This window comes from Ruegeria sp. CDSC068 (assembly GCF_059610545.1).
This window is the reverse complement of the sequence record NZ_JBXWNV010000010.1, coordinates 123,641-137,427: the sequence shown is the minus strand read 5'-3', so window position 1 is coordinate 137,427 and position 13,787 is coordinate 123,641. Positions and strand designations below refer to the sequence as shown.

14 protein-coding genes are annotated in these 13,787 nt (G+C 57.5%); 10 read left to right on the top strand and 4 right to left on the bottom strand.

The annotated features are described in order from the left end of the window. Positions 1-29 precede the first annotated feature (29 nt). The 4 genes from AC2FID_RS18880 to AC2FID_RS18865 all read left to right on the top strand — a co-directional run bounded on the left by AC2FID_RS18880 (position 30) and on the right by AC2FID_RS18865 (position 2,908). Positions 30-1,382, top strand: a complete 1,353-nt coding sequence (locus AC2FID_RS18880; RefSeq protein ID WP_496838163.1) for a mechanosensitive ion channel family protein — start codon at positions 30-32, stop codon at positions 1,380-1,382. A 164-nt stretch (positions 1,383-1,546) separates the two neighbouring features. After that, entirely contained in the window at positions 1,547-1,906 is a 360-nt protein-coding gene (gene rsfS, locus AC2FID_RS18875; protein ID WP_058276550.1) for a ribosome silencing factor, read from the top strand. 44 nt (positions 1,907-1,950) lie between these two features. Further along, positions 1,951-2,421, top strand: a complete 471-nt coding sequence (gene rlmH, locus AC2FID_RS18870; protein WP_472722409.1) for a 23S rRNA (pseudouridine(1915)-N(3))-methyltransferase RlmH — start codon at positions 1,951-1,953, stop codon at positions 2,419-2,421. Between the two features lies 1 nt (position 2,422). Then, entirely contained in the window at positions 2,423-2,908 is a 486-nt protein-coding gene (locus AC2FID_RS18865; RefSeq protein WP_282170872.1) for a flavodoxin family protein, read from the top strand. A gap of 3 nt (positions 2,909-2,911) precedes the next feature. On the opposite strand, the gene AC2FID_RS18860 is transcribed toward AC2FID_RS18865, so the two are convergent. Together AC2FID_RS18860 and AC2FID_RS18855 are read right to left on the bottom strand one after the other, a co-directional pair. Further along, entirely contained in the window at positions 2,912-3,259 is a 348-nt protein-coding gene (locus AC2FID_RS18860) for a hypothetical protein (RefSeq protein WP_496723557.1), read from the bottom strand. Between the two features lie 35 nt (positions 3,260-3,294). After that, positions 3,295-4,005 carry a DUF599 domain-containing protein gene (locus tag AC2FID_RS18855; protein ID WP_058273022.1) on the bottom strand — a complete coding sequence of 237 codons (711 nt, stop codon included), beginning with the start codon at positions 4,003-4,005 and terminating at the stop codon, positions 3,295-3,297. 80 nt (positions 4,006-4,085) lie between these two features. Between AC2FID_RS18855 and AC2FID_RS18850 the strand changes: the two genes are divergently transcribed. From AC2FID_RS18850 to AC2FID_RS18825, 6 genes are all read left to right on the top strand, one after another. Further along, positions 4,086-5,522, top strand: coding sequence for an FAD-linked oxidase C-terminal domain-containing protein (locus tag AC2FID_RS18850; protein ID WP_496838160.1), 1,437 nt, complete (start codon positions 4,086-4,088; stop codon positions 5,520-5,522). Positions 5,523-5,549: 27 nt separating this feature from the next. After that, positions 5,550-6,650 carry an FAD-binding protein gene (locus AC2FID_RS18845; protein ID WP_496838159.1) on the top strand — a complete coding sequence of 367 codons (1,101 nt, stop codon included), beginning with the start codon at positions 5,550-5,552 and terminating at the stop codon, positions 6,648-6,650. Between the two features lie 4 nt (positions 6,651-6,654). Beyond that, positions 6,655-7,971 carry a glycolate oxidase subunit GlcF gene (gene glcF, locus AC2FID_RS18840; RefSeq protein WP_496838157.1) on the top strand — a complete coding sequence of 439 codons (1,317 nt, stop codon included), beginning with the start codon at positions 6,655-6,657 and terminating at the stop codon, positions 7,969-7,971. A 118-nt stretch (positions 7,972-8,089) separates the two neighbouring features. Continuing rightward, the gene (locus AC2FID_RS18835) at positions 8,090-8,884 is read left to right on the top strand and encodes a trypsin-like serine peptidase (protein ID WP_282170867.1); all 795 of its coding nucleotides are present in this window, start codon (positions 8,090-8,092) and stop codon (positions 8,882-8,884) included. Beyond that, a complete protein-coding gene (locus AC2FID_RS18830; RefSeq protein ID WP_496705902.1) occupies positions 8,881-9,696 on the top strand; it encodes a trypsin-like serine peptidase in 816 nt (271 codons plus the stop codon). Before AC2FID_RS18835 ends, AC2FID_RS18830 begins: the two co-directional genes overlap by 4 nt. A gap of 122 nt (positions 9,697-9,818) precedes the next feature. Then, positions 9,819-10,286 carry an Hsp20 family protein gene (locus tag AC2FID_RS18825; protein ID WP_058276541.1) on the top strand — a complete coding sequence of 156 codons (468 nt, stop codon included), beginning with the start codon at positions 9,819-9,821 and terminating at the stop codon, positions 10,284-10,286. Between the two features lie 254 nt (positions 10,287-10,540). Here the strand turns inward: AC2FID_RS18825 and AC2FID_RS18820 are convergent, their stop codons facing one another. Together AC2FID_RS18820 and AC2FID_RS18815 are read right to left on the bottom strand one after the other, a co-directional pair. Next, entirely contained in the window at positions 10,541-11,230 is a 690-nt protein-coding gene (locus AC2FID_RS18820) for a hypothetical protein (RefSeq protein WP_496757950.1), read from the bottom strand. 300 nt (positions 11,231-11,530) lie between these two features. Continuing rightward, complete coding sequence (locus AC2FID_RS18815; RefSeq protein WP_496838154.1) at positions 11,531-13,714, bottom strand: esterase-like activity of phytase family protein; 2,184 nt, start codon at positions 13,712-13,714, stop codon at positions 11,531-11,533. Positions 13,715-13,787: the final 73 nt, after the last annotated feature.

The window sequence follows — 13,787 nt, the reverse complement described above, 5'->3', positions numbered from 1 at the left end:
CTGTCCAAGCTGCGGGTCAGGAGACCTGTATGAACCAAGACCTGATCCCCAGCTCGCTGTCGGAACTCTATGAAAACATGGTCGCGGGGTTTTCCGTGCAGTTCGGCAAACTTGCCGATCTGATCGTTACGCCGGGTTGGCGGCGGCACCAGTTGATCATCATCCTCGCCCTGTGGGCTTTGGCATATGTGCTCAAACTGGTTACGCAAAACCGGTGGGAAACCTGGGCACGTGCTCGCACCGGCTGGCCCAAATGGCGGCTGCGCACTCTGGTTCAATTGATGCAGCGCCTAACGCTGGTCTATTTCGTTTTGTTGTCCTGGACGCTGTACCTGTTCATGCAGAATGTGACCTGGCCGTCGCACAGTTACATTATCGGCGTGATCGCGACATTGGCCGCCGCTTGGCTGGCGATCGCGCTGGTGGCGCGACTTGTCCGCAACCGTACGCTGCGGCGGATCTTCAAATGGGCAATGTGGGTCTATGCAACGCTGGTTGCGCTGAATCTGACCGATGATGTGGCCGAGTTTCTGGACGGCGTGGCGATTTCCATTGGTGATCTGCACATCTCGGCGCTGGGGATTCTCAAGGCCGTATTGCTGATCGGCGTGCTGTTGACATTGGCCCGCATCGGGACCCGCACGGCCGAGCGGGGATTGCAGAGGAACGACGACATCACGCCTTCGATGCAGGTTCTGTTGGCCAAAGGCATTCAAGTTCTGCTGTACGGAGCTGTCTTTATGGCGGCCATCCGCACGCTTGGGTTTGATCTGACTGGCATCGCGCTGTTGTCAGGCGCGATCGGCGTGGGCATCGGTTTTGGTCTTCAAAAGGTTGTGTCGAACCTGATTTCCGGGATCATCATCCTGATGGACCGCTCGATCAAACCGGGCGACGTGATCTCGTTGGGTGACACATTCGGATGGATCAACGCGCTGGGCGCGCGGTATGTATCGGTGGTCACGCGGGATGGGCGTGAATACCTGATCCCGAACGAAGACTTGATCACCAATCAGGTGGTGAACTGGTCGCATTCGGACCGTTATGTGCGTCTGGATCTGGATTTTGGCACCAGCTACGACGACGACCCGCATCAGGTGCGCGCAACCGCGATCCGGGCAGTTAAATCGGTGAAACGTGTTCTCAGCGGCGGTTCACATGAGCCGGTCTGCCATATAACCGGGTTCGGCGACAGCAGCGTGGACTATGTGCTGCGGTTCTGGATCAGCGATCCGACCAAGGGGCTTACCAATATCAGGGGCAATGTTTACCTCGCCCTTTGGGACGCTTTCAAAGCCGAGGGGATATCGATTCCTTTCCCTCAGCGCGAGGTTCGGCTGCTGCCCGACGGCGCAGACTCGCAACAGATCGCCAAAGAGTGAGCGCCTGTGCGGCCCCTAAAGCGCCCGTTCATTGAAATGTTGCATTCCCCTTGTTACCTTATTAGTACCCCTGCGCCGGGGTTTGGCGGCGCGCAACAAAGGAGGACTATGTCCTGTCTCTACATACACAGGCGGGTTTGCCCGCCGATGATGGGGCCAATGTAGTGGCCCACTCTCAGTCAATCAGCGACAAGCTGCTTGAGCGTATCCTTTCCTCACTTTCCGATGACAAGGCCGAAGATGTCGTGCAGATCAACCTGCAAGGCAAGTCGTCTGTCGCGGATCACATGGTCATTGCGTCCGGGCGTTCGACACGTCAGGTCTCGGCCATGGCGGAAAAGCTGACGGATCGCATCAAGCAGGAATTCGGTTTCACCTCGAAGGTCGAAGGCAAGGATGCCGGCGACTGGGTGCTGATCGATACGGGCGACGTGATCGTCCATATCTTCCGCCCCGAAGTGCGTGAATTCTATCAGCTGGAAAAGATGTGGCTGCCTCAGGGCGGCAGCGCCTCAGCCAACTGAGGCGCCATCCCGGCCTGCATTAACAGGCCGGAGGCGAGAGAAATATGCGTATAAGCATTTGTGCGGTCGGGCGATTGCGTGCCGGACCGGAGAAGACCCTGCTTGACGATTATCTGACCCGATTTGACCGGACCGGCCGCGCGCTGGGCCTTGGTCCTGCGCGCGTTGTTGAGGTCGAAGACAAGAAAAACGCAGGCATGGGCGCCGAGGCCGCGTTGCTGCGCAAGGCCCTGCCCAAGGGCGCGGTGATCTGCACACTGGATGAACGCGGGCGGGTGATGTCCTCGCCTGATTTTGCCAAGAAACTGGGTGGCTGGCGCGATGCCGGGCGGCAGGATCTGGCATTGATCATTGGCGGTGCGGACGGAATAGACCCTGATCTGCGGGCCGAGGCCGATTTTTCCATCTCATTCGGGTCGATGGTCTGGCCGCATATGCTGGTCCGTGTGATGCTGGCCGAGCAACTTTACCGGGCCGCGACCATCCTGTCGGGCGGTCCCTATCACCGGGTTTGACATGGCGCAGCTTCTGATTGTCTACCATTCGCGCACTGGCGGAGCCCGTCAAATGGCCCAAGCCGCCGCGGCTGGAGCGCGGGACGAAGCGGAAACGGTTCTGAAAACTGCAGATCAGGCGACCCCTGAGGATTTGCTGGCCGCGGATGGGTTTATCTTCTGCGCGCCCGAGAATCTGGCCGCGATTTCAGGTTTGATGAAAGAGTTCTTTGATCGCTGCTACTATCCTGTGCTGGGCAAGATCGAAGGACGGCCCTATGCCCAGATGATCTGTGCCGGGTCTGATGGCGAGAATGCGGCCCGCCAAACTGCGCGGATCGCCACTGGTTGGCGCTTGAAAGAGGTTCAGTCGCCGCTAATCATCTGTACCCATGCGCAAACGCCCGAGGCTATTCTGGCCGAAAAGACCATCCCGCAAAACCAACTGGATGAGTGCCGTGATATTGGGGCTGCGTTGGGTGCGGGTCTGGCGCTGGGTGTGTTCTGAAGATCAGTTCAGTGTGACCAACGTCGTCTCGTCACCCCAGCCATCGACACTGCACCGCGCCTGAATCTGAACCTGAGACACGCCATCTGGAATCGCCACCCCGGATAGTGAGCGTGTAAAGGGCTGCTCGTTCTCATGTGGATGATGCAATACGCGCATGCCCAGTTCATTGCCGTCCATGTCCAGAACGCGCCAGCCATCAGCATAGTGATCCCACCCGGTATCGGGATGGCGGATCGTCACGTCGAATCGCCACGTGTCACCGCTTTGGCTGGCCGCCACTTTTTCAATCACAGAAGGGTCGGCAAGCGCCGGGCTGGCGAGAAGAAGGCTGAGAATCATATACCGCATGTGGCGATCCTAGGCTGTGTCCGTCGGCTTCGCGATCACGAATCCGTGTCGCCCGGTTGGGACAGCAGGACCAGCCGGGAATGCGACGCAAACTCGCGCCGGTATAGGACACCAAACGTGATCGCCGTGCCCAGTAACAGCGCCACAGGCCCAAGTATCCAGGCAACGGATGCCAGGGCAAAATAAGTCACGCGCAAGCCGCGGTTAAAGCTGCGCGCCGCGGTGACGCAAATCTCGGCCGCTTGTGCTGCGCGCGGATAGGCTTGTGGGTCTGACGGTTCGTTGGGCACCGAGGCCATCAGAACCGCGCAATAGCCAAACAACCGGTGCGCCCAGACATATTTCAGGAATGCATTGGCCAGAAAAAGGATGATGATCAGAATCTTGATCTCCCACACCATGGCCGGTGCGCTGCCGATGGCCAGATCATTGGCGACGCCGGCAAGGCGTTCGGTATTGCCCAGCAAAGCCAAACCGCCCCCGACAGCGATCATCGTAGTCGAGGCGAAGAATGTGCTGCCCTGCCGCATCGCCGCGACCACCTGCGCATCGAACATTCGGGGCTGCCGAGTGACCATTTCCCGCATCCACTCTCGACGATAGTCATCCATCATCATCGTGACAGAACTCTTGTTAGGGGAGGGATTTTCGATCCGCCACCCGATCCAGAGCCAAGCAATTAGCAGCACGGCAATTGCCGCATAGTCCAGCGGTGAAAAAAGTTGTGCCCGATCAATCCACGTCATGCGGCGACCTTAGGGCCAGACATGAGAACTTGCCAGATGGAGAAATTGGTAATATTATTTTACCAAATGGAGGATCAGCCATGGAAATGCCAACGCCAAATCCTGACGTTCTGCGCCGCAAGGCCGTGGTTCTTCAACGTTTGTTGCAAGTTTTGCCCGAAGAGGCGGTTATTCACGAGCCGTCCGAGACACGTGCTTATGAATGCGACGCACTGACGGCGTATAGGTGCCCTCCGATGCTGGCGGTGCTGCCGTCGACCACGCAAGAGGTCTCGGACGTTCTACGCATCTGCAACGAGGAAGGCGTTCCAGTGGTTCCGCGCGGGTCGGGTACTTCCTTGGCAGGTGGCGCATTGCCAACGGCGGATTGCGTCATCCTTGGAGTCGCCCGGATGAACGAGGTGCTGGAGGTCGACTATGACAACCGCTTCATTCGCGTTCAATCAGGCCGTACGAACCTGAGCGTGACCGGAGCGGTCGAGGAAGACGACTTCTTCTATGCGCCAGATCCGTCCTCACAGCTCGCCTGTGCCATTGCTGGGAACATCGCCATGAACTCCGGCGGGGCGCATTGTCTGAAATACGGCGTGACCACCAACAACCTGTTGGGCGTAAAGATGGTGCTGATGGATGGCAACGTGGTCGAGATTGGCGGCGCGCATCTGGACTCTGGCGGCTTGGACCTGTTGGGAGTCATCTGCGGGTCTGAAGGGCAGTTGGGCGTGGTGACTGAAGCCACGCTGCGTATCCTGCGCAAACCCGAGGGCGCGCGACCCGTGCTGATGGGGTTTGATGACAACGAGGTTGCCGGGGAATGCGTCTCGGACATTATCAAGTCGGGCATCCTGCCGGTGGCGATAGAATTCATGGATACCCTGTGCATCAAAGCCTGCGAAAACTTCGCCCATGCAGGCTACCCTGATTGCACCGCTTTGCTGATTGTCGAGGTCGAAGGGTCCGAGGCCGAGATGGACTATCAGTTGTCCAAGATCATCGAAATCGCCAAGCGCCACAATCCGGTCGAACTGCGCGAAAGCCAGTCGGCCGAAGAAAGCGCGAAAATCTGGTTGGGGCGCAAGTCGGCCTTTGGTGCGATGGGGCAGTTGAACGACTACATGTGTCTGGACGGCACGATCCCGGTGTCGTCCTTGCCGGAAGTGCTGCGCCGGATTGGCGAAATGAGCGAAGAATACGGCTTGCCGGTCGGCAACGTGTTTCATGCAGGCGATGGCAACATGCACCCGTTGATCCTGTTCGATGCCAACAAACCCGGTGATCTTGAGAAATGCGAGGCGTTCGGAGCTGATATCCTGAAGCTTTGCGTAGATGTGGGTGGCTGCCTGACAGGTGAGCACGGCGTTGGGATCGAAAAGCGCGATCTGATGTCCCACCAATACGCGCCTGCGGACCTTGAGGCGCAAATGGCCGTAAAGGACGTGTTCGATCCAAAGTGGTTGCTGAACCCCGCCAAGGTGTTCCCATTGCAGGCGTCTAAATCCCGGCGCATCGCTGCTTAAAAACGGCTCTAACAAAGAAGAATACCCATGAATCCAAAGACAGAAGCCGAACTGGCCGAGATGGTGGCCGGGTTAGATGAACCAGTGCGCATTACTGGTGGCGGTACGCGTGGCGTCGCGGGGCCGGACATGGCGATTCAAACCAGCGGGCTGACCGGGATCACGCTGTATGAACCCGGCGCGCTGACGCTGGTGGCGAAGGCCGGCACGCCGATTGGAGAGATTGAGGCCGCATTGGACGCTGAAGGTCAGCAATTGGCCTTTGAGCCGATGGATCACCGGGGACTGCTGGGAACCAGTGGCACACCGACCATAGGCGGTGCTGTGGCGGCCAACATATCTGGGCCCCGGCGGGTACAGGCAGGGGCATGCCGCGATTTTCTGCTGGGCGTGCGCTATGTCGATGGCATGGGGCAGGTCGTCAAGAATGGCGGTCGGGTCATGAAGAACGTTACCGGCTATGATCTGGTCAAACTAATGGCGGGATCTTGGGGCACTCTGGGAGTTTTGACCGAAGTGTCGTTGAAGGTACTGCCAAAGCCCGAAGTCGCCGCAACGCTGTCTGTTCAGGTATCTGGTGTGACCACCGCAGTTGCAGCGCTGTCCGCCGCATTGAAATCCCCTTTTGAAGTTAGCGGAGCAGCGTACGACCCGGATATGGGAAACGCCTTACTGCGCCTCGAAGGATTTGCGAGTTCGGTGACATACCGATCGGATCAACTGAAATCCCTACTGTCTGGTTTCGGCGAGGTTGCCGAACTTGAGCAGCCCGGAACATTGTGGGCCGACCTGCGTGACGCAGCCGGTCTCCACGAACAAAGCGGTGATGTCTGGCGCATTTCGGTCAAACCCTCGGATGCGCCGGACATCGTTGCGCGCATCCCGGCAGATCGGACGTTGTTTGATTGGGGTGGCGGGTTGATCTGGGCCTTGGTGCCGATTGGAACTGATCTGCGGGCGCAATTAGGCGCGTTTGACGGTCACGCAAACATCGTGCGAGCAGGGTTCGAAACACTGGCCGAACTGGGGCGTTTTCAACCGGAGGCGCATGGTATTGCGGCTCTAACCAAGGGTATTCGTCAAAGATTCGACCCCCGCGGTTTGTTTAATCCGGGGTTGATGGGGTAAGCCGATGCAGACGACGTTCACCGAAAAGCAGTTGCAAGATCCCGCGATCCAAAGATCAAATGAAATCCTGCGAAACTGCGTCCATTGTGGGTTTTGCACAGCCACATGCCCGACATATCAGGTGCTGGGGGACGAGTTGGATAGTCCACGGGGGCGCATTTACCTGATCAAGGACATGCTGGAAAACGAGCGTGTGCCGGATGAGAAAACGGTCAAGCATATCGACCGCTGCCTGTCTTGCCTGGCCTGTATGACCACATGCCCATCGGGGGTGCACTATATGCATCTGGTCGACCACGCGCGGGAATACATCGAAGAGAACTACAAACGCCCCTTCTCGGATCGAGCGCTGCGTTGGGTGTTGGCTCAGATCCTGCCTTATCCGATGCGGTTCCGCTGGGCTTTGATCGGGGCGAAGCTCGGGCGGCCATTCCGCTTTCTGATGCCTGATGCCCGGTTGCGTGCCATGCTGGACATGGCACCCAAACATATCCCGCCCGTTAGTCGCAATGACGACCCGCAGAGATTTCCGGCCAAGGGACCGCAGCGCAAGCGCGTTGCTCTGATGACGGGTTGTGCGCAAAAAACTTTGAATACTGACATTAACGACGCAACTATTCGACTTTTGACCAGGGTGGGATGCGAGGTCGTCGTGGCTGAAGGGGCAGGGTGCTGCGGCGCGCTGACCCATCACATGGGCAAGACCCGCGAAAGCCATGAGGCCGCAAAGGCCAACATCAGGGCCTGGACCGCAGAAATGCACGGCGACGGGCTGGACGCCATTGTCATCAACACCTCGGGCTGCGGCACGACGGTCAAGGATTATGGCCATATGTTTCGCAACGATCCCATAATCGAAGACGCGGCGCGGGTGTCATCGATTGCAATGGATATCAGCGAACTGCTGATCCAGCTGGAACTGCCTGAAGGTGAAGAAAGGGGCCTGACCGTTGCATATCATGCAGCTTGTTCTTTGCAGCACGGTCAAAAGATCAAAGCTCATCCCAAAACTCTGCTGAAACAGGCCGGTTTTGCTGTGTTAGAGCCTACAGATAGTCATCTGTGCTGCGGCAGCGCGGGAACTTACAGCCTGATGCAGCCCGAGATTTCGGGCAAGCTGAAGGACCGCAAGGTCAAAACGCTGGAAGCCAAAAAGCCGGACGTGATCGCGGCGGGCAATATCGGATGCATGATGCAGATCGGCTCTGGCACGGACATTCCCGTGCTGCACACGGTCGAGCTTTTGGATTGGGCAACCGGCGGGCCGGTGCCGCGGGCCTTGCGTGAACCAGCCAAACCTGAGGTTCCGGTCCTTAGATAGACCATGCTGATGCAACAGCGCACCACTCGCCCTGTTAATCGGACGCGGGCGTCATCGCCCTATTTTTGCCGCACCGGAGACGTAGGAAAATACGTCAACAGCAAAGCCGGAGTGCCATTTGCGAAACTGGATCACAGCATTGGCGCTGGCTTTGACGCCGTTGTCCGCCGCAGCCCAGGATACCGGGTTGAAAAGCCTGGACACCACCGATGCGGGGCGCGCGTGGATGGCGGTCGGGCGCCTGGATATCAAGGACGGCGCCGGGTTTTGCACCGGGACACTGATTTCTCCGACCCAGGTTTTGACGGCTGCCCATTGTCTGTTCGATAAGGTAACTGGTCAGCGGATCGACCTGGCAGAGGTCGAGTTTCTGGCCGCCTGGCGTCTTGGGCGTGCGTCGGCCTATCGGGCCGCACGTCGCGCTGTTGTTCATCCGGACTACGAATACAGCACCGAGGCAACGGCCTCGCGGCTATACAATGACATCGCGCTGATCGAGCTGTGGCAACCGATCCGCAATACGAGCGTAATTCCGTTCGAGACCGGAGACCGTCCGGCCCGAGGTGCCGAAGTGGGGGTCGTGTCCTACGCGCGGGACCGGGCCGAGGCTCCCTCGTTGCAGGAAGTGTGCTCGGTCATGACGCGCACATCCAACGTTTTGGTGTTGTCCTGTGACGTCGAGTTCGGGTCGTCGGGCGCACCGGTCTTTTCCTTTGAAGGGGACCGGCCGCGCATCGTTTCGGTCGTCGCAGCCAAGGCCGAATTCAACGGGCAGCGCGTGGCCGTCGGCACCGCGGTCGAAGATTCATTGGAGCTGCTGCAGGCAGAGTTGTCGGCTGGCCGCGGATTTGGCGTATCTTCCTCCCAAGGAGGGACACGCCGCAATATTGGAGCAAGGTTCATAAAACCATGAGTCGCTTTTTTCTGAATTTTCTTTTGTTTCTTTCAATTTCCGCTTCTGCAACTTACGCCCAGACCGCCAAGCGTAAACTGACGGACCGCGATGACCTTTATGGGTGGGAGGCGGTTGGACGTCTGGACATCGGCGATGACGGGTTTTGCACAGGCACCCTGATTGCGCAGGATCTGGTTTTGACCGCTGCGCACTGTGCGTTGGACAAGGCCACCGGCGAACCGTACCCGCCGGGAATGGTGACTTTTCGGGCGGGGTTAAGCGGTGAGGACGCATTAGCCGACCGCAAGGTAATTCAAATCGCGGCGCACCCGGATTTCGTGGCAAACGGCCCGGTGTCGGCACCGCGGGTGAAGGTTGATGTGGCTCTGATGCGTCTGGACGAGCCAATCCCATATTCCATCGCCGATCCTTTTGCCCTGCATCAGGGTAGGGTCTCGGGAAATGAGGTCAGCCTGGCCTCATACGGGCGCGGCCGGTCCGAGGCGATTACACGTGAAAGGTCCTGTCGGATATTAGATCGAAACCAGGGATTGATAACTTTCAACTGCGATATCACCTTTGGGTCCTCAGGTTCTGCCTTACTTGCCAAAAACGGCCCGCGTTGGCAGATTCTGTCTGTGGTTTCCGCAGTCGCGTCCAACGGGTATCAGAAAGTAGGATTTGGCATGGAACTATCTGGAATCGTTGCCGAACTAAAGGCGGACCTGCGACGCGATGCGCCGCGTCCACAGGCAACGATCCGCCGGTTGCAGGTCGGGTCCGGCAAGTCGAATTCCGGCGCGAAATTCATCAGCTCGGGCGGGGGTTGAACTCGATCAAATTGCTACCCATGTGAACTGTATCGGGTCGCCACGAACGGGGCCCGTATCAACCAGATGCCCGTCCGAACGGAGGGCAGAACACAGATCGCTCTGATATGAGGATATGACACATGCGTAGTTTTGATTTTGCACCCCTGCACCGTGCCACCGTTGGTTTTGACCAGATCGCCGACATGATGGATCGCGTGCTGACCAATGATGTGGCTCAGCCGAGCTACCCGCCTTACAACATCGAAAAGACCGATGCCGACACTTATCGCATCTCGGTTGCAGTCGCCGGTTTTTCGGAGAATGACCTTTCGGTCGAAATGAAAGAAAACGCCCTTATCGTTGCTGGCAAAAAAGCCGCCGAGGACAAAGAGCGCAGCTACCTGCACCGTGGCATCGCCACCCGCGCGTTCGAACGCCGCTTTGCTCTGGCTGATCACGTACGGGTCATCGGCGCGAGCCATGAAAACGGCATGCTGAACATCGACCTGAAGCGCGAAGTGCCCGAGGCATTGAAACCGCGCCGGATCGAGATTTCTTCGGCCAATGCCATTGAAAAGGACGTGGTCGACGCCAAAGCCGTGAACTAAGGCGACCGCTATACGCCGCGATAATCGTTCCTCTCTGGATTATCGCACCACACGCCCCGCGTTCCTCCAGACGCGGGGCGTTGTGTTATAGCGAGGCTCTCAAATAGAGCCACTAGGGTATTGAGGTATCGTCGCGCTTGGCGAAAAAAATCCACGCTTCAGGTGTTTGCAGTTCGTTGGGGGGTCGAAGATTTCAACGGATTGCGATAGAGGACGCTCTGGTTTTACCCCCAACGAAGATGCGGGCTAGTTCTTCATTTTTTGTGCACGACCAGAACTTGGTCTTTGCGGTGTTTCTGATACCGCGCAGGTTCAATAATGCAGGCCGAAATCTGAGGAATTAGTGCGTTAAATTCTTCGGCTATGGATGGGTCTGAATGTGTAAATTCTCGGTCATTCTGAAAGCTACGAAAAAGTGCGGCAGTCTTTGTTATGCCCGCTAATTCATAGGTTTTTGGCTGCCACCTCAAATCTTCGATAATATAGAGCCCTCCTGAAGCGAGCTTCGGAAAAACCTCTAAAAAAGCACTCTGTTGATGATGACTTGCATGACTTGCATCATCGATCACGATATCTGGCGCCGGGTCAATCTTGCCTGCTGTATTCGCAATTTCCTCTCGGTTATTCATGTCACACCGGTGAAATGTGAAGCGTTCGTGTTCAAACCACGAGAAATCGGAGACATCCAAGCCATGAATTTGTGCCTTCGAAAAGTACTCAAGCCACATTCGAATCGAGGGGCAATCTTTGGTAGCTCGATCTTTGTCGACCCCGTGCTCAGGTCCACCGATCAGAAGGCCCATCTCTAGAAAAACAATTTCGCTATGACGGTAAGGGTGAAACAGCAAATGGTAGAGTTCGGTGTATCGATGTTTTGATGAACCTTTGTCTGATCCATAGCGATCTGCCAATTCGGTCAGATTCTCAGCCTCACTTATGCTCATTCGGCTTACCCTTGGCTTTGCGGTCTATTCGCTTTGATTAAACTCAACACTGCGTTGGTGTAAACTCCCGGAAATCCGGACAAGCCATTTGCTACCAAGCTCCTGGTATTGCCGACGCCCAAAATGTCACGAATTTCTTGATGGGTCTGCGAGAAGAACGGGGCAGTGTCATTTTCGATACGCGCGAAAAAATCACTGATAAAACCCAATTCCTAACTGAGGTATCGCCCTGGTTTCTAGAGCATTGACCACCAAGCCCCGCGCGCAATACGCGGGGCTCAACATAATTCGAGATAGCGCTCAGTTCCCAGCCGTAACCGATCCAATCGACCAGAACATCGTCTCGCCCGAAGCATCGTCGACGCCGTCATTGTCGGTCATCACAAACGCCTCGCCCGAGGGCAGGATGGCCAGACCTTCGATCTTGTCCAGAACGTAACCACCGGTTGAGGTCAGGTCAGGCAGCAGGTCGCGGACCTCTTGCTTGCTGACCACGGGCAGGGGCCCGCCTAACGGGGCCGGGGTCATCTCTGACAGCGGGATACGGTAGACCTTTTTGGTCACGGCGCGGTGGTCATGTTGATTGTCGCGCTCGATGACATAGACATGGTCACCAAATGCCACGATTTCCGACAGGCCAACCCAGCCCTCTTCCGGGTCCGCTTTGGGATAGTGCACCGCGCCCCATTCTTTGGTCTCAAGGTTGTAGGCCACCAGTTTCACGTGGTTTTCAGGGTCGTCCTTCCATTCGCGCTGAACCGCCATCCACAGGGTGTTGCCAACGCGGGTGATGCCCTCAAAACCAAAACGCTTTTCGACGGCCATAAGCTCAGGTGGCAGGCCGATCTCGCCTTTGCGATCCTTGATCAGGCCATCAGCGGACACGTGGTAAATCGCATGCGGGATAACACGGTCGGTACGCCCTTCGGAGGCGACGTAGAACCCGCCTTTATCGTCCAGCGTGATGCCCTCCAGATCCAGCTTCTGTGCCGGGTTGCCGTCCTGACGGTGGATGCGGATCACATCCACAATGCGGGCCGGTTTATGGCTGGGGTCGATCTTGAAAATCGAAGGCTGGAAGCCATAAAAGCTGTCGTTGACCGCGTAGATCATGCCGTCCTCATCAGACACCAGACCGGACAGCGCGCCCCAGCCGATCAGCTCACCCGTGCCTGCGGACGTCAGATGCGGATAGGTGGCCGGGGCGTCCTGATATTCGTAGATCATCACGTGTGCACGCGGGCCACCGTCTTCGATCAGGTCCTTTTCATTAGCCGAGATCAGCAGGTTACGTTCCGGTATCGCAACATAACCTTCGGGACCAACGCCTGAGGGCAGCAGCTGTTTCAGAACTGGGTTGGCCGGATCGGTGGCGTCATAGACACCCACGACCGAGGCGCGCTCGGCTCCTACAAAGATCATTGGTGTGTCACCGAAGGTCGCTGCGGTCACACTTTCAGGCTCAACACCTTTGGCGTCCGAGCGTTTGTCGGGATAGTGACCGATCTGGATGATGGCTTTCTCGAAACCGGTACCGTTTTCGTAAACTACGGCGCCGTCCTTGTGGAAGATCGTCCAGCCACGCGAACCGCCCTCGTAGTCGCCTTCGTTGGCGGTGGCGAAGTGGTTCTCGTCGACCCATTTCACCGCGTCCGGTTCACGCAGACGGCCCGGCTGACTTTCGGTGAAAACCAGTGCGCCGCGCTCATCGGTGGCGTCGATACCATCCAGATCTACGCTACCGGCCGAGAAATGGCTGATCACCTTGCCGTCTTTGTCCACGACCGCGATGTGGTTGTTTTCCTGCAGGGTGACGACAGTTTCGCCCAGACTATTGATGTCCACGAACTCGGGTTCGGGGTCGGTGGGGGCAACGTCGGCCAGACCGGTCAGCGAGGCCATCTTCATGCCCGCGCAATCCAATGCGCCGTCTTTCAGCGGCACCAGAGCCAGTGTTCCGGCAGGCAGCTGAGGGAGGACCCCGTCGTTCAGGTCTTCGTCACGCTCATTTTCGATGGCTACGGAAACAAAGTTGCCATCCGGGGCAATCGCGACACTGTCGGGCTGACCACCCAGGTCACAGGCACCGGTTTCCACCTTGCCTGCAATATCGACCGAGATCAGCTTGCCCGAAGGGACAGTATAGCTTTCCGAAGTGTTCACGCCCACAAAAGCCGCCGTGCCAACAATCCCTACGGATGTCGGCTCACCACCCACGTCCATCGCACCCAGTGGCGCGGGGTTCGCGGGGTCGGTGATATTGACCATACCAATCATACCCAGCGGGCTGTCCGTATAGACCAGCGTCATGCCATCAGCAGTCGCCGCGATGATCTCGGGCGAGGTTTCGCGGGTGGTATCCGCCCCCTCGGCCATATTTTTGACGACGGGGAAAGACGCAATTCGGTTGAAATTCATTTCTGCCGCTGCCTGACCGGCGGTCAGGGCAAGGGCAGATGTCAGGCAGACACAGCGCAATGACATCGGGTGGTATCCTCTCTCACTTGGATGAGAGGGGGATGAACGCGGGTCATTGCAGGGATGTGACGGTTTGTTT